The organism is Streptomyces sp. NPDC104761, assembly GCF_055583445.1.
Genome location: NZ_JBVJNZ010000001.1, coordinates 247,525 through 273,185, shown reverse-complemented (window position 1 = coordinate 273,185; position 25,661 = coordinate 247,525). Strand labels below are relative to the sequence as shown.

Sequence of the window (25,661 nt, the reverse complement as noted above, 5' to 3'; positions counted from 1 at the left end):
CTCGAACTCAAGAACACCATCAACACCATGGTCGACCAGCTCTCCGCCTTCGCCGACGAGGTCACCCGCGTCGCCCGCGAGGTCGGCACCGAGGGGCGCCTGGGCGGGCAGGCCGACGTGAAGGGCGTCAAGGGCACCTGGCGCGACCTGACGGACTCCGTGAACTTCATGGCGGGCAACCTCACCGCTCAGGTCCGCAACGTCGCCCAGGTGGCCACCGCGGTGGCACAGGGCGACCTCTCCCAGAAGATCACCGTCGACGCCCGCGGCGAGATCCTCGAACTCAAGAACACCATCAACACCATGGTCGACCAGCTCTCCGCCTTCGCCGACGAGGTCACCCGCGTCGCCCGCGAGGTCGGCACCGAGGGCAACCTCGGCGGGCAGGCGATCGCACGGGGCGTGTCGGGGACCTGGAAGGACCTCACGGACAACGTCAACGTGATGGCGTCCAACCTGACCGGGCAGGTCCGCTCCATCGCCCAGGTCGCCACTGCGGTGGCGCGCGGCGACCTCTCGCAGAAGATCACCGTGGAGGCCAAGGGCGAGGTCGCCGCGCTGGCCGACGTCATCAACACCATGGTCGACACGCTGTCGGCGTTCGCCGACGAGGTCACCCGGGTGGCGCGCGAGGTCGGCACCGAGGGCCGGCTCGGCGGCCAGGCGCACGTGCCGAACGTGGCCGGCACCTGGAAGGACCTGACGGACAACGTCAACTCGATGGCCAACAACCTCACCGGGCAGGTGCGCAACATCGCCCTGGTGACGACCGCGGTGGCGGGCGGCGACCTGTCGAAGAAGATCGACGTGGACGCCCGCGGCGAGATCCTGGAGCTGAAGACCACCATCAACACGATGGTCGACCAGCTGTCCTCGTTCGCCGCCGAGGTCACCCGCGTCGCCCGCGAGGTCGGCAGCGAGGGACGGCTCGGCGGCCAGGCCGAGGTGGAGGGCGTCGAGGGCACCTGGAAGCGGCTGACGGAGAACGTCAACGAGCTGGCCGGGAACCTCACCCGGCAGGTCCGCGCGATCGCGGAGGTCGCCAGCGCCGTCGCCGAGGGCGACCTGACCCGCTCGATCACCGTGGAGGCCTCCGGCGAGGTCGCCGAACTCAAGGACAACATCAACGCCATGGTGGGGTCCCTGCGCGAGACCACCCGGGCCAACCAGGAGCAGGACTGGCTCAAGACCAATCTCGCGCGTATCTCCGGCCTGATGCAGGGCCACCGCGAGCTGCCCGTCGTGGCCGAGCTGATCATGGACGAGCTGACCCCGCTGGTGTCGGCCCAGTACGGCGCGTTCTACCTGGCGGAGGACACCGTGCGCGGGCCCGAGCTGCGCCTCGTCGGCTCGTACGGGGCTCCGGACGACGCGGACCGGCCCACCAGGATCCCGGTCGGCCGCTCCCTGGTCGGGCAGGCGGCGCGCAACCGGCGCCCCGTCACCGTGGAGGAGCTTCCGGAGGGCTACGTCACCATCTCCTCCGGCCTCGGGCAGGCGCTGCCCCGCGCCCTGGTGGTGCTGCCCATCGTGGTGGAGGAGCAGGTCCTGGGCGTCATCGAACTGGCCTCGCTGACCCGCTTCACGCAGATCCACCAGGACTTCCTGGCGCAGCTGATGCCGACCATCGGCGTCAACCTCAACACCATCGTGGCCAACGCCCGCACCGACGAGCTGCTGGAGGAGTCCCAGCGCCTGACCGCCGAACTGCAGTCGCGGTCGGAGGAGTTGCAGGTGCAGCAGGAGGAACTGCAGCGCTCCAACGCGGAGCTGGAGGAGAAGGCGTCCCTGCTGGTCGACCAGAACCGCGACATCGAGGCGAAGAACCTGCAGATCGAGCAGGCCAGGCAGGAGCTGGAGACCCGGGCGCAGCAGCTGGCGCTGGCCTCGAAGTACAAGTCGGAGTTCCTGGCCAACATGAGCCACGAGCTGCGCACCCCGCTCAACAGCCTGCTGATCCTCGCCCAGTTGCTGGCCCAGAACCCGTCGCGCAACCTCACGCCCAAGCAGGTCGAGTACGCGGGCATCATCCACTCGGCGGGCTCGGACCTGCTGCAGCTGATCAACGACATCCTCGACCTGTCCAAGGTGGAGGCCGGCAAGATGGACGTCGCTCCCGAGCGGGTCCCGCTGCGCCAGCTGCTGGAGTACGTCGAGGCGACGTTCCGGCCGATGACCTCCCAGAAGAGCCTGGACTTCGCGGTGGCCACCGCCCCGGGAACCCCTGCCGACCTGCTCACCGACGACTCCCGGCTGCGCCAGATCCTGCGCAACCTGCTGTCCAACGCGGTGAAGTTCACCGAGGAGGGCGGGGTGCGGCTGCGGATCGAACCGGCCGCCGACGCGGAGGTGCCGCCCGGGGTGCACCGCGGCGGGCCGGTGGTGGCCTTCCGGGTCGTCGACACCGGCATCGGCATCCCCCAGCAGCAACTGGAGACGATCTTCGGCGCGTTCCAGCAGGCCGACGGCACCACCAGCCGCAAGTACGGCGGCACCGGCCTGGGCCTTTCCATCACCCGGGAGATCGCGCACCTGCTCGGCGGTGCCGTCACGGTCGACAGCACGCCGGGGCAGGGCAGCACCTTCACGCTCTATCTGCCCGTCGCCCGTGCCGACTTCGAGGATCTCCTGGAGACCGGCGGCAGGCCGCTGGAGCAGCAGCGCGACGAGACCGGCGTCGAGGAGTCGCCGGTGCCGCGTGCGCTGACCGCTCCCGCGGCGGCCGCCGAGCCGCGCAGGCGCCGGCTGCTCGTGATCGAGGAACGGCCGCGCGGGCTGCTCACGCTGGTCGCAGAGCGGGCCGTGGCGGACATCGCGCAGCGCCCGGACGACCCGCACGGGGACATCGACATCATCACCGCGGTCGGGGCGCAGGAGGCGGCGAGCACCCTGGCGGCGCAGGCCTGCCACTGTGTGGTGCTGGAGCTCGGCATGCCCGGCCAGGAGGGTGCGGGCTTCCTCGAGGCCCTGCGCGGTGACTCGGCGCTGGCCGGCGTGCCGGTCCTGGTGCACACCGGGCACCGGGTGGACCTGGCCCAGGAACAGGGACTGCGGGCCCTGGCCGGCGGCCGGCCGCTGGACTTCCTGGCCAGCCTGGACGAGCTGCGCGAGCGCATCACCCTGCACCTGTCGGCCGAACAGCCGGGCGACGTGCTGTCGCTCGTGCGCGCCGAGGACTCGCACCCGCCGGCCGCGCAGGTCATCGACGACGCCTTCCGGGGCCGGACGGTCCTGGTGGTCGACGACGACGCCCGCAACCTCTTCGCCCTGAGCGGGGTGCTGGAACTGCACGGCTTCCAGGTCCTGCACGCCGACAACGGCCGCAAGGGCATCGAGATGCTGCTCGCGCACCCCGACGTCTGCCTGGTCCTGATGGACGTGATGATGCCGGAGATGGACGGCTACGCCGCCACCGCGGAGATCCGCGCCATGCCCCAGTACGCGGAGCTGCCCATCATCGCCGTGACCGCGAAGGCGATGCCGGGCGACCAGGAGAAGAGCCTCGCCTCCGGGGCCAACGACTACGTCACCAAACCCGTCGACACGGGGGAACTCATCGGCCGAGTCCGGCGCTGGCTGTCCGGGCCCGGGTGAGCACGCGGTACGGCCGCACCGTCCACCAGCCCACCGCGTGACGCCGCGCGGCGTCCCAGCCGAGGAACAGACTGACCGTGAGCGACCTCCGCAAACCGCCCGATCCGCAGGGCCCGCACCTGCCGGCGGACACCCGGCCCGCACCGGCGCAGACCATCCCGGCGGACACCGGGCCGGCCGACGCCGCTGGCGAGGCCGACGCCGCTGTCGCTGCCGGCACCGCCGAGCCCGGCGGCCCGTCGCCCGTCGGCAGGCTCACCGCGACCGTGGAGCGGCTGCGCCGCGAGGTGCGGGCGGCGCAGGCGGAGGCCGACGGGCGTGCCCTCATCGAAATGGCCAAGGGCATCCTGGTCGAACGACTGCGCTGCGGCCCGGCGCAGGCCGCGCGGCAGCTGGCCGAGCTGGCCGGTCAGGCGGGGGTCACGCCCCTGGAGTTCGCGGTCGACGTCATCAACCAGGCGGCCCGCGACCGGCTTTCGGAGGTGACCGCGACCTTCCTCGCGGCCACCACGGCCGCGGCCGACGCGCGGCCCGCGGAGCCGGCGGACGGCCGCTCCTCGGCCGTACGGCTGCGCGCCGCCGAGAGCGGCGCGCTGGCCGCCCACGACACCCAGGCCGTCGCCGACTCCCTGCTGGAGCACGCCCTGACCCCGCTCGGGGCCGAGGCGGTGGCCATCTGGGCCCTGGGCACCGACGGCTCGCTCGCCCTCGCGGGCTCCGCGGGGTTCCCCGCCGCCGAGGCGGGGCGGTGGCGGCACGTGCCGCCCGGGGTGACGACCGTGGCCCGGCGCGGGCTGGCGGAGCGCGCGGGTCACTGGATCCGCAGCCTGGCCGAGACGGGGATGCCGTCCATCGGCCAGCACCAGCATCCTCAGGGCGGCCGGGTCGCCGTACCGGCCGGGACCGCCGGACGGATCCACGGTGTCCTGGAGATCGCCTGGCCCACCCCGCTGGCCCCCCCTCCCCCGCCCGTCGTCCGCCAGATCGAGGCACTGGCCGAGCTGTGCGCGCACACCCTGGAGAGCTACGCCCGGCCTCACCCGGACGGCGCCGACGGCCCGCGCGTGCTGCCCGACGTGACGGAGCTGATGGACCTGGCCGACGGGCTCCACGACCCCGCCCTGGTGCTCGTCCCGGTGCTGGACGTCGACGGGGAACTCGCCGACTTCCGCATCCACCACGTGAACAGCCGCTTCCTGGACCCGGCCGGCCGGCCCCGGGGAGTCGTCAACGGGGCGCTGCTGCTGGAGACGTACCCGGTGGCCGCCGGTCACAGCGAGCTCTTCGAACGGATAGAGCGCGTCCACGCCACGGGCGAGCCCTACCGTGCCCACCGCATGCGGCTGACCGCCCTGGTCGACCAGGTCCCGCTCGCGGCGGTCGCCGACATCAACATCAGCCGCCACGGGAACTGCGTGCTGCTCGTCTGGCGCATCGAGGACGAGACGGCCCGGCTCGCCAACCTGCTCCAGCACGCCCAGCGGCTGGGCCGCATCGGCGGCTTCGAGGAGAACCTGCTCACCGCCGAGATCACCTGGAACGGGCAGCTGTACGAGCTCTACGGCAGACCCGTCACCGATGCCCCGGTGGCACTGGAGGACCTGCCCGCACACGCCCATCCGGACGACGCCGTGGCCATCGGACGGTTCCTGCGCACCCTGCTGCACCACCGCCGGGCGGCGACCACCGCGTTCCGCCTGCAGCGGCCGGACGGGGTCACCCGGCACATCCGGGTGGTGGCCGAGCCGGTCCTCGACTCCGACGGCCAGCTGTACGTCGTACGCGGCGCCTACCAGGACATCTCCGCCCAGCACTGGACCGAGGTCGCCCTCGCCGCCACCCGGGACCAGCTCGCCCACACCGAGCAGCAGGCCAGCGAGCGCAACCGGCTCACCCTCCAGCTGCAGCACGCCATCATGCCGCCCGCGCAGACCCCGCTGGCGGTTCCCGGACTGGACCTCGCCGTGCGCTACCGGCCGGCCGAGACCCAGCACCTGGTCGGCGGCGACTGGTACGACGCGGTCGTGCTGCCGTCCCGCAGGGTGCTGCTGTGCGTGGGGGACGTCGCCGGACACGGCATCGACGCGGCCACCAGCATGGTGGTCCTGCGCAACGCGCTGCGCGGGCTCGCCGTGACCGGAGCCGGACCGGGGCAGCTGCTGTCCTGGCTCAACATGGTGACCCACCATCTCACCGGATCGGTCACCGCCACCGCGGTGTGCGGCCTCTACGACCCCGACCGCCAGACCCTGCGCTGGGCCCGGGCCGGGCATCTGCCGCCCGTCCTGGTGCGCGGGGGCGAGGCGGAGCCGCTGCCCCTCGTGCGGGGCCTGCTGCTGGGTGCCGTGCCGGAGGCCGACTACCAGGAGCACGAGGTGCAGCTCGCGGTCGACGACACCCTGCTGATGTACACCGACGGCCTGATCGAACGCCGTGACCGGTCCGTGGAGGAGTCCCTCGCGCAGCTGCTGAAGGCCGCCCGCACGGTGCCCCAGGCCCTGGACCAGCAGGTGGACCGGCTGCTGACGCACAGCCGCTCCGACACCGACGACGACACGTGTGTGGTGGGCATCCGCGTGTCTCCATGACTGCCGGGGTCCGCACCGGGTACCCGCTCCGTGGAGGTGCCCGATGTTCGAAGCAACCGACATCCGAGAGTGGCGCGGTCACGACGTCGTCGACGTCGCCGGGCACAAGATCGGCGTCCTGGAGTCGGTCTACGTGGACACCACGACCGACAAGCCCCGCTTCGTGACCGTGACGGTCGGGCTGCCCACCCGCCGTCGCCTGGTGTTCGTCCCGGTCGCCGAGGCGACCGTCGGCCCGGCCTACCTGAAGGTCGCGTACCGCAAGGACATGGTCAAGAAGGCCCCGTCGATCGACACCGACGGCGAGCTGCCGGCCGCCGGGGAGCCCGCGGTGTTCGCGCACTACGAACTCGACTACGTCCCGGGTGCGGGCGGCGAGCGCCGCCTGGCCCGCCGCTGACCACCGAGCCCGTCCGGGAGAGCCGATGAGTCTGTTCCTGCTCCTGATCCTCGTGGCCGTCGTCCTCGGCATCATCGGATTCGCCGTCCACGGGTTGTTCTACCTGCTGGTCATCGGTGCCGTCGTGCTCCTCGCCGACCTCGGCTACGCCGCGTTCCGCCTGCGGCGCGGCGGCAGGCGCCACCACCTGGCCCGCTGACCGTCATATTTACTAACAGCAGGTTGAGCAGTTCGAACTGCTCAACCTAGTGTTAGTACATGTGAAGGCAGACACAGCCGCCGACGGCGGTATACGCGACCTGAGCGACGCCACCCGGCTCGCTTCCGACCTCCGGCTCGCGGTGGGGCGGGTGACGCGGCGGCTGCGGCAGGCCCACGCCGTGGGAGACGTGTCCCTGTCGGGCGTGTCCGTCCTTGCGCGGCTCGCGGGCGAGGGCCCGGCCTCCCCGAGCGCCCTCGCCGAGACGGAGCGGGTGCGGCCGCAGGCCATGGCGAGCACCCTCGCCCAGCTCGAACAGCGCGGCCTGGTCCGTCGTACCCCCGACGCCGCGGACGGGCGGCGGAGCATCGTGGCCGCCACCGACGAGGGGCGGGCGGTGCTGGCCGAGCGGCGCTCCGAGTCGGTCCAGCGGCTCGCGGCCGTTCTCGACACCTTCTCCGCGCAGGAGCGCGCGGCGCTCGGGGCGGCCCTGCCGCTCCTCGACCGGCTGGCGGAACGGCTGTGAACGGGCGCGGATGGACCGCCACCCTGCGCTCGGCCCGCCACAAGGACACCCCCGCCGGGCCCGGCTACAAGTGGGTGGCACTGTCGAACACCACGCTCGGCGTGCTGATCGCCACGATGGACGCGTCGATCGTGATCATCTCGCTGCCGGCGATCTTCCGCGGGATCGGGCTCGACCCGCTGGCGCCGGGCAACATCGGCTACCTGCTCTGGATGATCCTCGGCTACCTGCTGGTCTCCGCCGTGCTGGTGGTCGTGCTCGGGCGGCTCGGCGACATGTTCGGCCGGGTGAAGATCTACAACCTGGGCTTCCTGATCTTCGCGTGCGCCTCGGTCGCGCTGTCGCTCGATCCGTTCCGCGCGGGGGCGGGCGCCCTGTGGCTGATCCTGTGGCGGATCGTGCAGGCCTTCGGCGGGTCCATGCTCACCGCCAACTCGGCCGCCATCCTCACCGACGCCTTCCCGGCCCGGCAGCGCGGCATGGCCCTCGGCATCAACCAGATCACCGCGCTGGCCGGGCAGTTCCTCGGTCTGCTGGCGGGCGGGCTGCTCGCCGTCGTCGACTGGCGAGCGGTGTTCTGGGTGAGCGTCCCGGTCAGCATCACCGGGACGATCTGGTCGTACCTGAGCCTGCGCGAGACCTCGGCGGGCCGCCCCGGCCGGATCGACTGGCTCGGCAACCTCACCTTCGCGGCCGGCGCCGGCATCCTGCTGGCCGGGATCACCTACGGGATCCAGCCCTACGGCGGCAGCGCCACCGGCTGGGGCAACCCGTGGGTGCTGACCGGCCTGATCGGCGGCGTCGCCCTGCTGCTGGCCTTCTGCGTCATCGAGACGCGGGTCGCCGAGCCCATGTTCAACCTGGCGCTCTTCAGGAACCGGGCGTTCGCGGCGGGCAACGTGGCCGCCCTGCTGACCTCGATCGCGCGCGGCGGCCTGCAGTTCATGCTCATCATCTGGCTGCAGGGCATCTGGCTGCCGCTGCACGGCTACGACTTCGAGGACACCCCGTTGTGGGCCGGCATCTTCATGCTCCCGCTGACGCTGGGGTTCCTGATCGCGGGGCCGGTGTCCGGATACCTGTCGGACCGGTTCGGCGCGCGGTTCTTCTCCACCGCGGGTCTGGTCGTCGTCACCGCGTCCTTCCTGGGGCTGCTCGCCCTGCCCGTCGACTTCGGCTACGGGCTGTTCGCGGCGCTGCTGCTGCTCAACGGCCTCGGCCAGGGCATGTTCTCGGCGCCCAACACCTCGTCGATCATGGGCAGTGTGCCGGCCGAGTACCGGGGCGTCGCCTCGGGCATGCGGTCCACGTTCCAGAACTCCGGTACGGCGCTGTCCATCGGGGTCTTCTTCTCGCTGATGGTGTCCGGGCTCGCCTCCTCGCTCCCGTCGACGCTGAAGAGCGGCCTCATGGCGCACGGTGTGCCGGCCGCCTCCGCCGCGCACGCCGCGTCGCTGCCGCCGGTGAGCACGCTGTTCGCGACGTTCCTCGGCAACAACCCCATCGAGCACCTGCTCGCCTCGGAGGGCGTCCTGGACCACGTCACCAAGGCCCAGCGGTCCGTCCTGACCGGCCACACCTTCTTCCCGCAGCTGGTCTCGGGCCCCTTCCACCACGGCCTGGCCATCGTCTTCGGCGTGGCCGCCGGCATGGCCCTGGTCTCGGCGGTCGCCTCCGCCCTGCGCGGCGGCCACCGGCCCCCCGAAGGTCAGCAGGCCCCGGTCACGAAGGTCACCGTGCGTTCAGAGCGGTGAGGATCCGGTCCGGGGTCAGCGGCAGGGTGCGGAAGCGGATGCCCGTGGCGTGGTGCACGGCGTTGCCGACGGCGGCGGGGGTGCCCACCATGCCGAGCTCGCCGATGCCCTTGCCGCCCACGGGGTTGAGGTGCGGGTCGTCCTCGTCGATCCAGTGCGCCTCGATGTCGGGGACGTCGGCGTGCGCGGGGATGTGGTAGGCGGCCAGGTCGGCCTCCGCGAAGTCGCCGTGGGTCGCGTCCACCGTGCTGCCCTCGGTCAGGGCCATGCCCAGGCCCATCGTCATGGCGCCGACGAACTGGGAGCGCGCGGTACGGGAGTTGAGGATGTGCCCGGCCGCGTAGACGCCGAGCAGCCGGCGCACCCGGACCTCGCCGGTGACGGTGTCGACGGCGACCTCGGCGAAGTGGGCGCCGAACGCGTGGCGGGCGTAGGAGCTGTCGGCGTCGGCGCGCCCGCTGGTGTCGGCGCGCACCCCGATCCCCCGCTCGGGCAGCGGACCGGTGTGGTCGGCGAGCCGGGTCAGCAGCCGGGCGCAGGCCTCGTACACCGCCCAGCCCCAGGAGGCGGTCCCGGAGGAGCCGCCCGCCACCGGTGCCGGGGGCAGGTCGCTGTCGCCGATCTCGGTACGGACCCGGTCCAGGGGGACGCCGAGCGCGTCGGCGGCGATCTGGGCGAGGACGGTTCGGGCGCCGGTGCCGATGTCGGCGGCGTTCACGCGGATCCGGTAGAGGCCGTCCGGGCACGCCTCGGCGGTCGCCGTGCACGGGAAGGCCAGCACCGGGTAGGTGGCGGCGGCCACGCCGGTGCCGATCAGCAGCGGGCCCTCGGCGCGGCGCACCCGGCGGCTCCAGCCGAACCGGCGGGCGCCCTCGCGCAGGCACTCGACCAGGTGCCTGCTGCTGAAGGGCAGGCCGCCGGCCGGTTCACGGTCGGGTTCGTTGCGGATCCGCAGCTCGACGGGGTCCGCGCCGAGTGCGTCGGCCAGTTCGTCCATCGCCGACTCCAGGGCGTACATGCCGGTGGCCTCGCCGGGTGCGCGCATCCAGGAGGGGCTGGGCACGTCCAGCGGGACGACGTGGTGCACGTAGGACAGGTTCGGGGTGGCGTACATGACGCCGGAGGTCGTGCCAGCCAGCTCCACGAAGGACCGGACGGGCGAGGTGTGGGTGGTCACGTCGTGCAGGAGGGCGGTGAGCCGGCCGTCCGAGGTCGCGCCCAGCCGTATCCGGTTGAGGGTGGGGGCGCGGTGGCCGACGACCGTGGGCAGGTGGCGGCGCGGGTAGGCCAGGGTGACCGGCCGGCCGGTGTGCCGGGCGGCCATGGCGGCGAGGACCACGTCGGGGCGCGGGGAGCCCTTGGAGCCGAAGCCGCCGCCGACGTGCTCGGCGCGCACCGTGATCCGGTCGACGGGCAGGGCGAACAGCCCGGCGAGCACGCTGCGGACGTCGCTCGTGCCCTGGCTGGAGGTGTAGACCGTGAGCCGGCCGCGGTCCCAGTACGCGGTGCTCGCGTGGGGCTCCATCGGGTGGTTGTGCAGCGGCGGGGTGCGGTAGGTGACGTCCACACGGACGGGGGCCGCGGCGAAGGCGGACTCCGGATCGCCGCGCCGGCGGCGGGCGGGCTGGCCGCCGTTGGCCTCTTCTGGTTCGCGGGCGCCCGGGTGGCCGGGGGTGAGGACGACGTCGTGGCCGACGGTGTCGTAGGTGATCCGTACGGCGGCGGCTCCGGCGCGGGCCGCTTCCGGGGTCTCGGCGACGACCAGGGCGACGCACCAGCCCCGGTGCGGTACGTCGGGGCTCTGGAGCAGGGCGAGGGTGGCGTCCTCGGGTTCGGCGAGGTGCGGGGCGTTCTCGTGGGTGAGGACGGTGAGGACGCCGGGGACGGCGCGGGCCGGGCCGGTGTCGATGCCGGTGATCCGGCCGCGGGCCACGGTGGCGGGCACGGCGCGGGCGTGCGCGCGGCCGGGCAGCGGGTACTCGGCGGCGTAGCGGGCGGCGCCGGTGACCTTCGCGAGCCCTTCCCGGCGCTCGGCCGGGCTGCCGAGGGCGGCGGTGCGGGCCATGGGGACCTCCGGGTTCGGAACGGGACGCGTGGTCAGAGCGGGACGGCCGCCGGGGCGAGCCGGGCCAGGACGTCGAGGGCGAGGTTGCGGGCGAGGGGCACCTTGTAGGCGTTGTCCGGCAGCGGGCGGGCGGCGGCGAGTTCCAGGTCGACGGCGCTGGCGAAGACCGCCGGGGTGGCCGCCTCGCCCAGCAGGGCCGCCTCCGCGACCCGGGCCCGCCAGGGGCGGTGGGCGAGGCCGCCGAAGGCCAGGCCCACCTGGGTGACCAGCTCGCCCGCGACGCGCAGGACGACGGCGACGGAGGCGAGGGCGAAGGCGTACGACGCCCGGTCGCGGGCCTTGCGGTAGGCGGAGGGCGCGCCGGCCGTGGCCGCGGGCAGCAGCACCCCGGTGATCAGCTCGCCGGGGCGGAGCTCGGTGTCCTGCTCGGGGTGGTCCTCGGGCAGCCGGTGGAAGTCGGTCAGGTCCAGGGTGCGGGCGCCCTCGGGGCCGTAGAGCTCGACGCGGGCGTCGAGGGCGGCGAGGGCCACGGCCATGTCGGAGGGGTTGGTGGCGATGCAGTGCGGGGAGTGTCCGAGGACCGCGTGGTCGCGGTGGACGCCGTCGAGTGCGCCGCAGCCGCTGCCCGGATCGCGTTTGTTGCAGGGCTTGCCGGGGTCCTGGAAGTAGCCGCAGCGGGTGCGCTGGAGCAGGTTGCCGCCGGTCGTCGCGACGTTGCGCAGCTGGCCGGAGGCGCCGGCGAGCAGGGCCTGGGACAGCACCGGGTAGCGGTCGCGGACGAGCGGGTGGGCGGCGAGGTCGCTGTTGCGGACGGTGGCGCCGATGCGCAGGGCGCCGTCCGGCAGCTGTTCCACCCGGTCCAGCGGGAGGCGGCTGACGTCGATCAGCGCGGTGGGCCGTTCGACGCCGAGCTTCATGAGGTCGACGAGGTTGGTGCCGCCGGCCAGGTAGTGGGCGCCGGGGCGGGCGGCGAAGGCCTCGACGGCCTCCTCGGGGGTGCGGACGCGGACGTAGTCGAAGGACCTCACGGGATCACGTCCTCGACCGCCTCGACGATGCGGGGATAGGCCCCGCACCGGCACAGGTTGCCGCTGAGCCGCTCGCGGATCTCGGGCCGGTCGAGCGGGACGGGCCGGCCGGAGGGCGCGGCGGGGTCGGTGACGTGCGACGGGTGTCCGGCGGCGGCCTCGGCGAGCATGCCGACGGCGGAGCAGATCTGGCCGGGTGTGCAGTAGCCGCACTGGAAGGCGTCCCGGTCGAGGAAGGCACGTTGCAGCGGGTGGGGGCCCTCGCCGTCGGCGGGCAGGCCCTCGATCGTGGTGATCTCGCTGCCGTCGAGGGCGACGGCGAGCAGCAGGCAGCTGTTCACCCGGCGGCCGTGGGCCAGCACGGTGCAGGCACCGCACTGGCCGTGGTCGCAGCCCTTCTTGGCGCCGGTCAGGCCGAGGTCCTCGCGGAGCACGTCCAGGAGGACGCGCCGGTGGTCGAGGAGCAGGGTGTGCGGTTTGCCGTTGACCCGGAGGGTGGTTTCGGAGCGCTGGATCTCACTGCCCATGGCGTGCCTGACTTCCGGACGGGCCGTGCTGCCGTTTGGTCCGGGTATCCAGGTCACGCCGTTCCACACGCGCCGTCCGCGGGAAAGACCGCGGGTGACCCGGCGGACACACCGGGTCACCCACCGTCCGACTCAGGTACCGACGGTCACGGGTACGAGGTCAGGTTCGCGACGTTGGTCGACGAGTTCGACGGGCCTCCGCTGTTGTTGATGACGTGGGTGATGGTGCCGGTACCGCCGAGGGAGACCGTGACCATGCTGGTGAACTTGACGTTCGAGTTGGTCGGCGCCTCGATCGCGTGGTCGGCGACGACGCTGGAGTTGGTGCTGAAGTAGCAGTAGCTGCCGAGGCCGTACGCCTGGTGGCTGGTGACCGAGTCGGCGACCTTGTAGGCCGCGTAGCCCCGGGTCGAGCCGTTCATCCAGGACGACTGGTTCGGCGGGTCGTAGGGCATCTCGTTCTGGTAGAAGTACGTCTTGCCGCCGTTGCCGTTCCAGATGGTCTGGTACTTCTGGAAGTGCTCGACGAACAGGCCGTACATGGTCACGTTGTCGCCGTTGACGACGAGTCCGGTGTCGGCGGTGTTGCTGGTCCAGCCGACTCCGCTGCCGTGGTCGGCGCGCCAGATCCACATGTGGTCGCCGATGACGTTGTCGCTGTTGACGACGAGGCTCGTGGTGGCCTTGCCGACGCCCGCGCCGCCGATGCGGAAGTACACGTCGTGCAGCGAGGTCGGGTCGGACGCGTGCGAGGCCGAGGAGCCGCTCGGTCCGACCTCCACCAGGGTGGAGGAGTTGGTGGTGCCGGCGTCGAAGAGCAGGCCCGAGATGTTGACGCCGTCGACGTCGGCGACCTTCATGGCGGTGATGCCGTTGTCCGGGACGAAGGTGGCGAGGCCGAGGCCGAGGACGACGGTGTCGGCGCGGTTGATCTGCAGGGTCTGGTCGAGGTGGTAGACACCCGGGGTGACCAGGAGGTTCTTGCCCGCCGTCAGGGCCGCGTTGATCTGGGACGCGGTGGCGCCCGGCTTCACGACGTAGAAGCTGTCGAGCGAGAGCGACGTACCGGCCGCCGAGCCCGAGGTCCAGCTGGTGCCGGAGGAGTTGGTGCGGGTGGACGGGACGAACACCTGGTAGTTGCCGGAGCCGTCGACGTACAGGAACGGCTTCTCACGCGTGGTCGGGCTCTGCGCGACCGTGGTGTCCGGCGGGCTGGGGAAGGTGGTGGACGGCACGCCCGTGCTGCCGACGAAGACCATGTTCCAGTTGGAGCCGGTCCAGCTGCCGAGCTGCGAGTTGCGGGTCAGCCACTGCTGCTGGGTACCGGAGTTGACCTGACCGTTGATCTGGCTGTCGGCGATCAGGCCGCCGCTCGACCAGCCGCCGTCGTCCAGGGCGAGGTTGCCACGCAGGTGCACCCGCCGGTAGGCGGACGCCTGCGAGACCGCCCAGCGGTCGCTGCCGCCGGTCGGGTTGACGGAGAGGTTCTCGGCGCCGCGCCAGAAGTTCTGGGTGGCGTTGCCCTGGAACCAGTCGGCCTCCGCGTGCACCGCGCCGTTGATCGAGACCGCGTCGGGCGACAGGCCGAGGCCGAGGACCTGGGTGTAGAAGCCGACGTTGACGTCCGCGCTGTAGGCGCCGGGCTTGAACATCACGGCGTAGCGCTGGGAGCCGAACTGGTTGGTCTCCTGCTGCGAGAAGATCGAGTCCAGCTTGCTCTGGATGGTCGACGCGGACATCGACGGGTCGAAGATGACCACGTTGGAGCCGAGGTCCGGGTTGCTCGACTGGGTCACCGGGACGACCTGGAACCGCTGGGCCTGGGTGCCGTTGCAGGTGTACTGGACGAACTGCACGCTGTCCGCGGTCGAGGCGCTCGGGTCGTCGAGGCACTTGCCGCTGTTGCGGTTGACGAAGTGGTAGGCGCCGCCGCCGTCGTCGACGGGCAGCCACTGCTGGTTGTTGCCGCCGCCGTAGGTCCACATCTGGACGGGCGCGTTGTCGGCCGTGGAGACGCCTGTGACGTCCAGGACCTCGTTGGTGTTGTTGGCGTTGTTGATGCGGACGTAGCCGTCGCTGGTGGCGGTGAGACTCCACTGCTGGGCGGTGGTGTTGTTGCAGGTGTACTGCTGGACGACGGTGCCGTCGGCGGTGGCGGCGGCCTTGGCGTCCACGCACTTGCCGCTGGCCGCGTTGAGCAGGGTGGTGTTGCCGCTGGGCAGCGTGGCGGCGGACGCGGGCGTGGCGGCGCCCGCCGCGGTGAGCAGGGAGGCGGCGACAACGGCCACCGCTGCGGCGGCCGTTGCTCTGCGGCCCCGGGGAAGGGAAGGCACTGGTTCTCCTTGGAGGCGGCTTGCGGAGGGGGTCAGCCGGTGTATCCGGCGAAGACGCGCGTGTAGTCCCAGTTGGACTGGCTCACGCCGGAGCAGCTGTCGGCGGAGCCGCCGGTGCAGGGCCGGTCGCGGTTGGCGGACCAGAAGGTGAGCCGGGCCAGGTGGTGCTGCTGGGCGTAGGCGAGGATGGTGCGGAAGTCGGCTACCGTCACCGTCTCGTTGTTGTCGGTGATGCCGTTCATGGACGAGATGCCCATGTCCCGGTAGGCGGTGTCGTCGCTGTAGCCGTACGCGTTCTTCAGCGCGTTCTTGAGCCCCTCGGCCGCCTGGGTGGTGAGGTTGCCCATGTTCTGGCCGGCGCCGCCGAAGTCGAACGGCATGATGGCCCAGGCGTCGACGGTCAGCCCGGAGGACGCGGCCCGGTTGATCAGGCTGGTGTCCGGGCCGCTCTGGCCGGTGCCGATGGTGATGTACACCTTCAGGCCGGAGTTGTTGGCCTTCACCGTCTTCAGCGCGTCCACGACCCGCTGCTGCACGGTCCCGTTGCTGTAGGCGTCGGCTTCGAGGTCGATGTCGATGGCCTTGAGACCGCCGTAGGCGTTGATGACCTTCTGGTAGGCCGCCGCCAGCTCGCTCGCGCTGGAGCAGGAGCTCTCCAGCTTGTTGCCGCTGTAGCCGCCGAAGGACGGGATGACGTCACCGCCGTTGGCGCGAACGGTGTTGATGGTGCTCTGGTCGACGCCGCCGGTCAGCGCCCGGCTGCCGTCCCACTGCGGGTTGCAGTAGCCGTTGCTGAGGACGAACGCGAGCGTGTAGTACTTCACGCCGGTCGCGTTGGTGATGGTGGTCGGGCTCGGCGGGTCGCCCCAGCCGTTGTAGAGGTAGGGCGCCACGGCCATCGGCGAGGAGGGGGTGGTGCCGCCGCCGTCGGCCGCGGGGGCCGTCCACTTCTGGTTGGCGGTGCCCGCGCAGGTCCAGATCTGTATCCGGGTGCCGTTGGCGGAGTTGTTGTCGGTGACGTCCATGCACTTGTTCGCCTGCGGGTTGACGATGTCGTTGGCGGACGACACGGTCCACTGCTGGTTCGCGCCGCCAGTACAGGTCCACAGTTGCAGCTTGGCGCCGTCGGCGGTCGAGTTGCCGGTCACGTCGAGACACTTGCCGAGGGCCCGGAGGGTGCCGTCGCTGCCGCGGGTCCACTGCTGGGCCGAGGTCCCGTTGCAGTCGTAGAGCTGTACGGCGGTGCCGTCGGCGGAGTTGGCTCCGGCGACGTCGAGGCACTTGCCGGCGAGGCCGGTGATGGTGCCGGTGGCGGCCTGCGCGGGGGATGCGGCGAGCAGGCCTGCGGAGAGCGACAGGGCGGCGAGGGCGACAGCCGCGGGCAGAGGTCTGGCCATTGCGGGGGTTGGCCTTTCACGCGGGGGGTGGCAGCACGGGGTGGGCCCAACGCGCGTGGGTACACTGGGCGTTGGGCACATCCGTGAGGCTTTGTTTAAGGCGTGAAGCTAAAGGTCCGGACCACCGCCGTCAAGTGGGGGAGCGCTCCCCCGCACCACTCACAGGAAAATGTGACGCCGCGGTGAACGCTACGTCAGGGCGCGGTCACCTCCGCGAACTGGGTGCGGTGCAGTTCGGCGTACCGGCCGTCCGCCAGCAGCAGTTCCTCGTGGGTGCCGCGCTCCACGATCTCTCCCGCTTCGACCACCAGGATCTGGTCGGCGGCCCGGATCGTCGACAGCCGGTGCGCGATGACGACCGCGGTACGCCCCTCCAGCGCCTCGGCCAGTGCCTCCTGGACGGCCGCCTCCGAGGTGTTGTCGAGGTGGGCGGTGGCCTCGTCGAGGATGACCACGCGCTGGCGGGCCAGCAGCAGCCGGGCGATGGTCATCCGCTGCCGTTCGCCGCCGGAGAGCCGGTAGCCGCGTTCGCCGACCACCGTGTCCAGGCCGTCGGGCAGCGACCGGACCACCTCGCCGAGCCGGGCGCGGTCCAGGGCGTCCCACAACTCCTCGTCGGCGGCGGCGGGTCGTGCGAGCAGCAGGTTGGCGCGCACGGAGTCGTGGAAGAGGTGGCCGTCCTGGGTGACCATGCCGAGGGTGGCGCGCAGCGAGGCGGCGGTCAGGTCGCGGACGTCCGTGCCGCCGATGCGGACGGTGCCCTCGTCGACGTCGTACAGGCGCGGCAGCAGCTGGGCGATGGTGGACTTGCCGGCGCCGGAGGAGCCGACGAGGGCGATCGTCTGGCCGGGTTCGGCACGGAAGGAGATGCCGTGCAGGACCTCGCTGCCGCCGCGCGAGTCGAGGACCGCGACCTCCTCGAGGGAGGCGAGGGAGACCTGGTCGGCGGCCGGGTAGGCGAAGCGGACGTCCTCGAACTCGACGGCGACCGGGCCCTCGGGGACCTCGCGGGCGTCCGGTCTCTCCTCGATCAGGGGCTTCAGGTCGAGCACTTCGAAGACCCGCTCGAAGCTGACCAGCGCGCTCATCACCTCGACGCGGGCCCCGGCGAGCGAGGTCAGCGGGGCGTAGAGGCGGGTCAGCAGCAGGGCGAGGGAGACCACCGCGCCCGGCTCCAGGGTGCCGCGCAGCGCGAACCAGCCGCCGAGGCCGTAGACCAGAGCGAGGGCGAGGGCGGAGACCAGGGTCAGGGCGGTCATGAACACCGACTGGGCGGTGGCGGTGCGCACGCCGATGTCCCGGACCCGGGCCGCGCGCGCGGCGAACTCCGCCGACTCCTCCTCGGGGCGGCCGAAGAGCTTGATCAGGGTGGCACCGGGCGCGGAGAACCGCTCGGTCATCCGGGTGCCCATGGCCGCGTTGAGCGCGGCGGCCTCCCGCTGCATCCGCGCCATCCGGCCGCCCATCCGGCGTGCGGGCACGACGAACAGCGGCAGCAGCACCAGCGCGAGCAGGGTGATCTGCCAGGACAGGGTGAGCATCACCACGAGCGTGAGCAGCAGCGTGACCAGGTTGCTGACGACGCCGGAGAGGGTGTTGGCGAAGGCCCGCTGGGCGCCGATCACGTCGTTGTTGAGACGACTGACCAGCGCTCCCGTACGGGTACGCGTGAAGAACGCGACGGGCATCCGCTGCACATGATCGAACACAGCCGTGCGCAGGTCGAGGATGAGGCCCTCCCCGAGCGCCGCCGAGAGCCGCCGCCCGAGCACCCCGAGCGCCGCCTCCGCGACCGCGACCAGCGCGATCAGCAGCGACAGGCGTACGACCGTGCCGGTGTCGTGACCCGACACGATCGCGTCGACGACATGCCCGGCAAGCACCGGGGTGGCGACCGCGAGCAGGGCGGTGACCACCCCGAGGAGGACGAAGCGGACTATCCCGGCCCGGTGCGGGCGGGCGAAGGCGGCGATACGGCGCAGCGTCGCCCGGTCGAACGGGCGCCGCTCCTGCTGGGCGGTCATGACGCTGTGCAGCTGCGTCCAGGCGGTGGTCTCCATACTCATGGAGGAGAACGTAGGACCTCAAGCATCGTTGAGGTCAATGTCCGCGCGCCGTCCCCCCGTACGAAGGACCCGATGAGCCCCCACCCGCTTCGCGGCCGTCATCCGGTGTCTCCTCTTCCGCCACCCGCAGTTGGGGCGGCGCGGAAAACCTCTCCCGGTGTGACAGCGGAAAGAATCCCCGGCTTCCGTGAGAGCCGTCTCCCCCGGCTCGCCCGTCGTGTTCCCTGGCGGCACGTCCTCACGCTCGTTCCGCTCGTGCTGGTCGCGGTCATCGCGGTGCAGCACTGGCCGGTCCTCGTCGACGGCTTCGGCCACCTGCGCGACGCCTCCTGGCCCTGGCTGCTCGCGGCCGGCGGTGCCACCTGCCTGACCTGGGTGGCCGCCGCCTTCACCCGGCAGGGCGCGGTGATCCAGCCGCTGCCCCGCTGGCGGCTGCTGGCCACCCAGCTCGCGGCCGGCTCGGCCAACCACCTGCTGCCCACGGGTCTGGGCTCGGGCGCGGTCAACCTGCGGTTCATGACCGTGTGCGGGGTGCCGCTCGCCACCTCCTCCGCCGCGCTCGCCCTCTATCTGCTCGCCGAGTCGATCGCGCGCGTGGGCCTGATGGCCGTGTTCTTCGTCGCCTTCCCGGACGCCCTGCGGCTCGACGGCCTGCTGCCCGACGGGGACGTCGGACCGGTCCTGGCCGTTGCCGGCGCCCTGGTCGCCGTGGCGCTGGCCGGACTGCTCCTCGTCCGGCGGGTGCGCGAACCGGTGTTCCGCTTCGTGCGCAGCGCCCTGGGCGAGGCCCGCTCGGTGCACACGCGGCCGTCGCGGGCGCTGGCGCTGTGGGGCGGCTCGCTGGCCTTCCCCGCGCTGCAGGCGGCCGGTCTGGTGGCGGTGGGGCGGGCCCTGGGCCTCGACGTGCCGCCCGCGCACATGGCACTGGCGTACCTGGCGGCCACGGTCGCCGTCGCCCTCATCCCCACGCCGGGCGGCCTGGGTTCGGTGGAGGCGGCGCTGATCGTGGCGCTGGTGGCGGCCGGCGGACCGGTGGCGGTGGCCACGGCCGTCGTCCTCGCGTACCGGATCATCACCGTGTGGGTGCCGTTGCTGCCGGGAGCACTGACACTGGGAGCGCTGGTGCGACTGAAGGTCATCTGAGAGCTCGCCGCGGAGGAAACGCATGCCGGTCCGTCTGGAACGCAAGGGTCCCGTCACCACCGTCGTCCTCTCCCGCCCCGGGGTGCGCAACGCGGTCGACGGGCCGACGGCGGCCGCACTGGCCGACGCCTTCCGGGAGTTCGAGGCGGACGACGACGCGCGCGTGGCGGTGCTGTGGGGTGAGGGCGGCACGTTCTGCGCGGGCGCCGACCTCAAGGCGATGGGCGCCGGGCACGGCAACCGGGTGGCGACGGACGGCGACGGCCCGATGGGCCCGACCCGGCTGCGCCTCTCCAAGCCCGTGATCGCGGCGATCGCCGGGCACGCCGTGGCCGGGGGCCTGGAATTGGCCCTGTGGTGCGATCTGCGGGTCGCCGAGGAGGACGCGGTGTTCGGCGTCTTCTGCCGCCGCTGGGGCGTGCCGCTGATCGACGGCGGCACGGTGCGGCTGCCCCGGCTGATCGGCACCAGCCGGGCGATGGACCTGATCCTCACGGGCCGCCCGGTCCCGGCCCCGGAGGCCTACGACATGGGCCTGGCCAACCGGCTCGTCCCCACCGGCCGCTCCCGGGCGGCGGCCGAGGAACTGGCCGCCTCGATCGCGGCCTTCCCCCAGGCGTGCCTGCGCAGCGACCGCGCGTCGCTGCTGGACCAGGAGGGGCTGCCCGGGCCGGCGGCGATGGACGCCGAAATCCGGTACGGCATGGGCGTGCTGGCGGAGGGCCTGGAAGGCGCGGCGCGGTTCGCGGCGGGGGCGGGCCGGCACGGCTCCTTCACGGGCGACTGACCAGCCACTCCAGCACCGCCCCGGCCGCCCCGGCGCCCTGCCGGGCCGCCGCCCGCACGTCCAGCCCCGGCCGCCGCAGGCCGCCGACGGCGAAGACCCCCGGCCGGCCGGTGTACGGGGCGGGCCCGCCGCTCAGGGCGATCCGGCCCCGGCGGGCCAGTTCGTCCTCGGCGGCGAAGTCCCCGGTGAAGACGACGGTGTCGCAGGCCAGGACGCCGGTACGCCCGTCGCGGTGCCGGATCCGCACGCCGGACAGCCGCCCGTGCCCGAGGATCTCGGTGACCGCCGTGCCGGTGAGGAGCGGCACGCGGGAGCGGAGCCGGGCGTCCAGGGCCCGGACGGATCCGGCGCGCGGCCGCTCGGTGACCATCGCGACGACCTCGGCGCCCGCCGCCCGCACGGTCCCGGCGGCGACGTACGACACGTCCTCGGCCCCGACCACCACCGCCCGCTCGCCGATCGGCTGCCGGTAGCGGTGCACGGCCTGCAGCAGCTCGCCCCCCGTGTACACCCCCGCGGGCCGGGTGCCCGGGACCAGCCGTGCCGCGCGCGGTCGTTCGTAGGCGCCGGTGGCGAGGAGCACGGCCCGTGCGGTGACCGTCTCCGGGCCGCGCTCGCCGATCGTGGCGAGAACCGAGCGGTCACCTCCTGTGTCTACCGCGGCATCGCCGTGGCTGGTCGCGCGGTTCCTCCCCCAGCCTTCGGCCGGGGGTACTCCCAGCGCCCTTCGGGGCGCTGGGAGTACCGGCCCAGTCCAGCACGGTCACCCCGGTACGGACCACCGCTCCGGCCCGCGCGGCCGCCTCCACGAGCAGGCCTGCGTACGCCGGGCCGGTCAGCGGCCGGGTCCAGGTGCCGAAACCGCCATGGGCGCAGTAGCGGGGCACTCCCCCGGCCTCCTGTTCCCGCTCCAGGACCTCCACCCGGCCGGCTCCGGCGGCGGCGAGCCGGGCGGCGGCCGCGAGACCGGCTGGACCGGCGCCGACGACCAGGACGTCGACGTGCCGTTCGGCCCTCACGGCCGTCCCGCCCGCTCGAACAGCTGCCGTACCGTCGCCCCGCAGTGGAAGCCCTGGCAGCGGCCCGCCCCGGCCCGGGTACGGCGGCGCAGGCCCGCCAGGCTGCGCGGCGGGACGGTCCCGGCGAGGGCGTCCCGGATCTCGCCGAGGGTGACGTGCTCGCAGTGGCAGACGAGGACGTGACCGCCCTCCTGCCAGGGGCGGGGGAAGGCCGCACCGAGATTCGGCATGCGCACCGGTTCCAGGTCGACGGGGTCCGCCAGGGCGAGGCCCGAGTCCCTGAGCAGTCCGGTGACATGGGAGGCGATGGCGAGCGAGGCGGTGAGGCCCGTGGAGCGGATGCCGCCGACGGTGACGTACGCCTGGTCGGGGTGGGCAAAGACGCGGTAGTCGTCGTGCTCGGTGGCGGCGCGCAGACCGGCGTAGACGGCAGTGACCTCCTCGTCCAGGAGCGCGGGCAGGATCCGGCGGCCCTTGTCGCGCAGTGCGGCGAGGCCCTGCGCGGTCGACTCGGTGGCGGCCTTGTCGTCCAGGTCCTCGGCGGTGGGGCCGAGCAGGACGTTGCCGTAGACAGTGGGGGTCACCAGGACGCCCTTGCCGAGGGCGGTGGGGACCGGCAGCAGGATGTGCCGGACGAGGCCGCGGGCGAGCCTGTCGTAGACGATGAGCTGGCCCCGGCGCGGGGTGACGGTGAAGGTGCGCCGGCCGAGCAGACGGTCGAGGGTGTCCGCGTGCAGGCCGGCCGCGTTGACCAGGTGACGGGTGTGCAGGGGGCCGCGCGAGGTGGTGAGGGTGTGCACGCCGTGGTGCCGGTCCGCGCCCGTCACACGGGTGTTGAGGTGGAGGTCGACGCCGCCGCGGACCGCCTGGGTGGCGTACGCCAGGGTGGTGCTCCACGGGCAGACGATGCTCTCACCGGGCACGTGCAGCGCGCCGAGGGCGCCGGGGCCGAGGTGGGGTTCGCGGGCGTACAGCTCGGCGGCGGCCAACCGGGCGGTGTCGTGGCAGTCGTTGCGTACGGCCTTGCGCGCGAGGTCCGGCAGGGCGGCCAGTTGCTCGCGGTCCCAGGCGACGAGCAGCGCGCCGACCGGCTCGACCGGGATGCCGGACTCGGCGGCGTACGCGGCGAGGAGGCGGCCGCCCTCGCGGACCAGGCGGGACTCCAGGGTGCCGGGGTGCGCGTCGAAACCGGTGTGCAGGATGGCCGTGTTGGCCTTCGAGGTGCCCTGCCCGACGTCGTCCTGGGCCTCGGCCAGGGCGACCTTGAGATGCGGGTGGCGGGCGAGTTCGCGGGCGATCGCGCAGCCCACGACCCCGGCGCCGACGACCGTCACGTCGTACGGCACGGCCGGCAGGGGTCCGGCGGCGGTGACCGTCACCGGGGCGCTCCCGAGCCCGCTCCGGCCACCGGCCCGTCCAGCAGGGCGGCGACGGCGGCGCGGAAGACCCCGAGGCGCTCCGCCGCCTCGGCGGCGCCGATGCGCGGCTCGTAGACGGCCGAGGGGCTGCCGTCGGGCAGGAAGTCGACGGGGTCGCTGCCGAGGTGGGCCAGCGCGCCCACGCCGAGGGCGGTGGCGTCGGGCAGCGTGGACACCTCGACGGGGCGTTGCAGCAAATCGGCCTGGGTCTGCATGAGCACGGCCGAGCGGGTCAGGCCGCCGTCGACACGCAGGGCGGTCAGCGGGGTGCCGAGGTCGCCCTCGGCGGCTTCGGCGAGCTCCGTCACCTGGGCGGCGAGGCCCTCGCACAGGGCCCGCACCAGCTGCCCGGGGCCGGTGTCGAGGCCGAGCCCGGTGAGGGAGCCGCGCAGTTCGCCACGCCACCAGGGGGCGGCGAGCCCGGCCAGCGCGGGGACGAAGGTGACCCCGCCGGCGTCGGGGACGGCGCCGCCCACCCGGTCCAGGTCGGCGGGGCCCGAGATCACGCCGAGGTCGGTGAGCCAGCGCACCGCGGAGGCGGCGGTGTACACCTGGCCGTCCAGGCAGTAGGCGGTCTCTCCGGCGAGGCGCCAGGCGACGCAGCCGACCAGTCCGGAGCTGCTGTGCCGGGGCGTGTCGCCGGTGTGCGCGAGCAGGAAGGCCCCGGTGCCGTAGGTGCACTTGGCGCCGCCGGGGCCGGTGATCCGCTGGGCGAGGAGAGCGGCCTGCTGGTCCACGGCGAGGCCGGTGAGCGGGATCCTGTCCCCGAACTCCTTCGTCGTACCCACGAACTGGGCGTTGTCGACGATCTCGGGGAGGTGCTCGGCGGACAGCCCGTAGAGGTCGAGGGCGCGGGAGGACCACCGCACCTGGTCCAGGTCGAGGAGGTGGGTGCGGCTCGCGGTGGCGGCGTCGGTGACGTAGGCGCCGGTGAGCCGGTGGACAAGCCAGGCGTCCGTGGTGGTGACGACTCCCTCGGTGGTGAGGTGCCGGCGGATCCAGGCCATCTTGGGCGCGGCGAAGTAGGGGTCGAGCGGCAGGCCGGTGAGGGTGCGTAACTCCTCGGCGTGCTCGGCGAGTCCGGCGCAGACCGGTTCGGCCCGGCGGTCCTGCCAGACGATGGCGTCGGTGAGCGGCCGCCCGGTGCCGGGGTCCCAGGCGAGGACGGTCTCGCCCTGGTTGGCCAGGCCCAGCGCGGTCACCGGTTCGCCGGCCTCGGCGAGCGCCCGGCGGCCGGCCACGAGCACCGACTCGTACAGCTCCACGGGGTCGGCCTCCACCCGGCCGCCCGGCAGGTGCCGGGTCCGTACGGCGACGAATCCGGTGCCGATGACGCCCCGTTCGGGACAGATCACCAGGGCCTTGGTGCCGGACGTGCCCTGGTCGACCGCGAGCACCGGACCTGTCATCGGACCTCCCAGACGATCACTGCGCGACAGCCTGCCGCCGGGCGGCAGGCCGCGTCAACCGAGCGCGGTGGCGTGGCCGGTCGCGTGCCGGGTGCGGACCACCTCCTGATCCTGCTCCGTCACCGGTCCGGTGCGCCGGCAGGTCGTGGAAGCCGTTGCCGCAGCCCGTACACCGACGGCAAGTTGACAGGCTCCGCGTGGTCTCCGTGCGGGCGGGCGCCGGTCCGGACCTTCGTGCGGATACGGCAGGATGAGCGGCTGCACAACCGAAAGGGAGGTAACCGGTGAACCGAGCGCTCACCGTCGATGACCTGGTTCTGGCCGGAATCGCCCTCGCGGCGGGCCTGTTGGCGGCCTTTCTGTCACGCGGGCTGCTGCGCTGGCTGGCCAGGCACGCGAAGCGGACCCGCTGGAGCGGTGACGACGTCGTCGTGGACGCGCTGCGCACGGTGGTCCCGTGGGCGGCGCTCGCGGGCGGGGCGGCGGCCGCGGCGGCGGTGCTGCCGCTGACCAGGACGGTCCAGCACCACACGAACCAGTGCCTCCAGGTGCTGCTCATCTTCGCGGTGACGGTGTCGGCGGCGCGGGTGGTCGCCGGGCTCGTGCAGTCGGTCACCCAGTCCCGCTCCGGGGTCGCCGGTTCGGCCACGATCTTCGTGAACATCACCCGGGTGCTGGTCCTGGCGATCGGTTTCCTGGTGATGCTCCAGACGCTGGGCATCTCCATAGCGCCCCTGCTCACGGCCCTGGGCGTGGGCGGTCTTGCGGTCGCGCTCGCTCTCCAGGACACGCTCGCCAACCTCTTCGCGGGCATCCACATCCTCGCCTCCAAGACCGTCCAGCCGGGTGACTACATCCAGCTGAGCAGCGGCGAGGAGGGCTATGTCGTGGACATCAACTGGCGCCAGACGACCGTCCGTCAGCTCTCCAACAACCTGGTGGTCGTCCCCAACGGCCAGCTGGCCAAGACCAACATGACCAACTACACGCGTCCCGAGCAGCAGTTGACGATCCTGGTGCAGGTGGGTGTGGCCTACGACAGCGACCTGGACCACGTCGAGCGGGTCACGCACGAGGTCATCGCCGAGACCATGACCGAGACCACCGGCGCGGTCCCGGACCACGAACCCGCCATCCGCTTCCACACGTTCGGCGACTCACGGATCGGCTTCACGGTGATCCTGGGCGTCGGCGAGTTCAGCGACCAGTTCCGCATCAAGCACGAGTTCATCAAACGCCTGCACCGACGCTACCGCGAGGAGGGCATCCGCATTCCGGCACCGGCCCGCACGGTGGCCCTCCAGCAGGGGGCGGTGGTGATCCCGCACCAGCGCACCCGGGAGGATGCGCCGGCCGAGTAGCCGCCCGCTGGAGTCCGGCACGCCGCCGGCCTGCGACTTCGGTTCCC

Annotated in this window: 19 protein-coding genes; 9 read left to right on the top strand and 10 right to left on the bottom strand. The window is 72.9% G+C overall.

Annotation, left to right across the window (positions count from 1 at the left end; all coding sequences use genetic code 11):
* From ACZ63F_RS01255 to ACZ63F_RS01230, 6 genes are all read left to right on the top strand, one after another.
* On the top strand, nt 1–3,594 hold a 3,594-nt coding region (locus ACZ63F_RS01255; protein ID WP_469707571.1), incomplete at its 5' end, for a HAMP domain-containing protein.
* 77 nt (nt 3,595–3,671) lie between these two features.
* Nucleotides 3,672–6,182: a SpoIIE family protein phosphatase gene (locus ACZ63F_RS01250; RefSeq protein ID WP_469707569.1), complete on the top strand. Its 2,511-nt coding sequence runs from the start codon at nt 3,672–3,674 to the stop codon at nt 6,180–6,182.
* Between the two features lie 43 nt (nt 6,183–6,225).
* A complete protein-coding gene (locus ACZ63F_RS01245; RefSeq protein WP_469707567.1) occupies nt 6,226–6,582 on the top strand; it encodes a PRC-barrel domain-containing protein in 357 nt (118 codons plus the stop codon).
* A 25-nt stretch (nt 6,583–6,607) separates the two neighbouring features.
* On the top strand, nt 6,608–6,781 hold the full coding sequence (locus ACZ63F_RS01240) for a hypothetical protein (RefSeq protein WP_469707566.1): 174 nt from the start codon (nt 6,608–6,610) through the stop codon (nt 6,779–6,781).
* 61 nt (nt 6,782–6,842) lie between these two features.
* The gene (locus ACZ63F_RS01235; RefSeq protein ID WP_469707564.1) at nt 6,843–7,307 is read left to right on the top strand and encodes a MarR family winged helix-turn-helix transcriptional regulator; all 465 of its coding nucleotides are present in this window, start codon (nt 6,843–6,845) and stop codon (nt 7,305–7,307) included.
* A 116-nt stretch (nt 7,308–7,423) separates the two neighbouring features.
* Entirely contained in the window at nt 7,424–9,061 is a 1,638-nt protein-coding gene (locus ACZ63F_RS01230; protein ID WP_469709274.1) for an MFS transporter, read from the top strand.
* On the opposite strand, the gene ACZ63F_RS01225 is transcribed toward ACZ63F_RS01230, so the two are convergent.
* The 6 genes from ACZ63F_RS01225 to ACZ63F_RS01200 all read right to left on the bottom strand — a co-directional run bounded on the left by ACZ63F_RS01225 (nt 9,039) and on the right by ACZ63F_RS01200 (nt 18,477).
* Nucleotides 9,039–11,126 (bottom strand): xanthine dehydrogenase family protein molybdopterin-binding subunit, encoded by a 2,088-nt coding sequence (locus tag ACZ63F_RS01225; RefSeq protein ID WP_469707562.1) that lies wholly within the window; start codon nt 11,124–11,126, stop codon nt 9,039–9,041. The two genes, ACZ63F_RS01230 and ACZ63F_RS01225, sit on opposite strands and share 23 nt — an antisense overlap.
* Nucleotides 11,127–11,158: 32 nt before the next feature.
* Nucleotides 11,159–12,154, bottom strand: coding sequence for an FAD binding domain-containing protein (locus ACZ63F_RS01220; protein WP_469707561.1), 996 nt, complete (start codon nt 12,152–12,154; stop codon nt 11,159–11,161).
* Entirely contained in the window at nt 12,151–12,681 is a 531-nt protein-coding gene (locus ACZ63F_RS01215; RefSeq protein WP_469707559.1) for a (2Fe-2S)-binding protein, read from the bottom strand. The genes ACZ63F_RS01220 and ACZ63F_RS01215 overlap by 4 nt, the downstream gene beginning before the upstream one ends.
* 146 nt (nt 12,682–12,827) lie before the next feature.
* Nucleotides 12,828–15,014 carry an RICIN domain-containing protein gene (locus ACZ63F_RS01210; RefSeq protein ID WP_469707558.1) on the bottom strand — a complete coding sequence of 729 codons (2,187 nt, stop codon included), beginning with the start codon at nt 15,012–15,014 and terminating at the stop codon, nt 12,828–12,830.
* A gap of 32 nt (nt 15,015–15,046) precedes the next feature.
* The gene (locus ACZ63F_RS01205; RefSeq protein WP_469707556.1) at nt 15,047–16,411 is read right to left on the bottom strand and encodes a lectin; all 1,365 of its coding nucleotides are present in this window, start codon (nt 16,409–16,411) and stop codon (nt 15,047–15,049) included.
* Nucleotides 16,412–16,605: 194 nt separating this feature from the next.
* A complete protein-coding gene (locus ACZ63F_RS01200; protein ID WP_469707554.1) occupies nt 16,606–18,477 on the bottom strand; it encodes an ABC transporter ATP-binding protein in 1,872 nt (623 codons plus the stop codon).
* 159 nt (nt 18,478–18,636) lie between these two features.
* On the opposite strand from ACZ63F_RS01200, the gene ACZ63F_RS01195 reads away from it, so the two are divergent.
* Nucleotides 18,637–19,620, top strand: a complete 984-nt coding sequence (locus ACZ63F_RS01195) for a lysylphosphatidylglycerol synthase transmembrane domain-containing protein (RefSeq protein WP_469707552.1) — start codon at nt 18,637–18,639, stop codon at nt 19,618–19,620.
* 22 nt (nt 19,621–19,642) lie between these two features.
* On the top strand, nt 19,643–20,407 hold the full coding sequence (locus tag ACZ63F_RS01190; protein ID WP_469707550.1) for a crotonase/enoyl-CoA hydratase family protein: 765 nt from the start codon (nt 19,643–19,645) through the stop codon (nt 20,405–20,407).
* Here the strand turns inward: ACZ63F_RS01190 and ACZ63F_RS01185 are convergent.
* The 4 genes from ACZ63F_RS01185 to ACZ63F_RS01170 are packed head-to-tail and all read right to left on the bottom strand — an operon-like array spanning nt 20,394 to nt 24,253.
* On the bottom strand, nt 20,394–20,990 hold the full coding sequence (locus ACZ63F_RS01185) for an FAD-dependent oxidoreductase (protein WP_469707548.1): 597 nt from the start codon (nt 20,988–20,990) through the stop codon (nt 20,394–20,396). The two genes, ACZ63F_RS01190 and ACZ63F_RS01185, sit on opposite strands and share 14 nt — an antisense overlap.
* Before the next feature lie 58 nt (nt 20,991–21,048).
* A complete protein-coding gene (locus ACZ63F_RS01180; protein ID WP_469707546.1) occupies nt 21,049–21,426 on the bottom strand; it encodes an FAD-binding protein in 378 nt (125 codons plus the stop codon).
* A complete protein-coding gene (locus ACZ63F_RS01175) occupies nt 21,423–22,805 on the bottom strand; it encodes an FAD-dependent oxidoreductase (RefSeq protein ID WP_469707544.1) in 1,383 nt (460 codons plus the stop codon). The genes ACZ63F_RS01180 and ACZ63F_RS01175 overlap by 4 nt, the downstream gene beginning before the upstream one ends.
* On the bottom strand, nt 22,802–24,253 hold the full coding sequence (locus tag ACZ63F_RS01170) for an FGGY family carbohydrate kinase (protein WP_469707542.1): 1,452 nt from the start codon (nt 24,251–24,253) through the stop codon (nt 22,802–22,804). Before ACZ63F_RS01170 ends, ACZ63F_RS01175 begins: the two co-directional genes overlap by 4 nt.
* A 284-nt stretch (nt 24,254–24,537) precedes the next feature.
* Between ACZ63F_RS01170 and ACZ63F_RS01165 the strand changes: the two genes are divergently transcribed.
* The gene (locus ACZ63F_RS01165) at nt 24,538–25,614 is read left to right on the top strand and encodes a mechanosensitive ion channel family protein (RefSeq protein WP_469707540.1); all 1,077 of its coding nucleotides are present in this window, start codon (nt 24,538–24,540) and stop codon (nt 25,612–25,614) included.
* The last annotated feature ends 47 nt before the right edge of the window (nt 25,615–25,661 follow it).

Coding starts and splice junctions, on each gene's coding strand:
- ACZ63F_RS01245 (WP_469707567.1), top strand. CDS start 6,226: ATGTTCGAAGCAACCGACATCCGAGAGTGGCGCGGTCACGACGTCGTC.
- ACZ63F_RS01240 (WP_469707566.1), top strand. CDS start 6,608: ATGAGTCTGTTCCTGCTCCTGATCCTCGTGGCCGTCGTCCTCGGCATC.
- ACZ63F_RS01230 (WP_469709274.1), top strand. CDS start 7,424: ATGGACGCGTCGATCGTGATCATCTCGCTGCCGGCGATCTTCCGCGGG.
- ACZ63F_RS01225 (WP_469707562.1), bottom strand. CDS start 11,126: ATGGCCCGCACCGCCGCCCTCGGCAGCCCGGCCGAGCGCCGGGAAGGG.
- ACZ63F_RS01215 (WP_469707559.1), bottom strand. CDS start 12,681: ATGGGCAGTGAGATCCAGCGCTCCGAAACCACCCTCCGGGTCAACGGC.
- ACZ63F_RS01205 (WP_469707556.1), bottom strand. CDS start 16,411: ATGGCCAGACCTCTGCCCGCGGCTGTCGCCCTCGCCGCCCTGTCGCTC.
- ACZ63F_RS01200 (WP_469707554.1), bottom strand. CDS start 18,477: ATGAGTATGGAGACCACCGCCTGGACGCAGCTGCACAGCGTCATGACC.
- ACZ63F_RS01190 (WP_469707550.1), top strand. CDS start 19,643: ATGCCGGTCCGTCTGGAACGCAAGGGTCCCGTCACCACCGTCGTCCTC.
- ACZ63F_RS01170 (WP_469707542.1), bottom strand. CDS start 24,253: ATGACAGGTCCGGTGCTCGCGGTCGACCAGGGCACGTCCGGCACCAAG.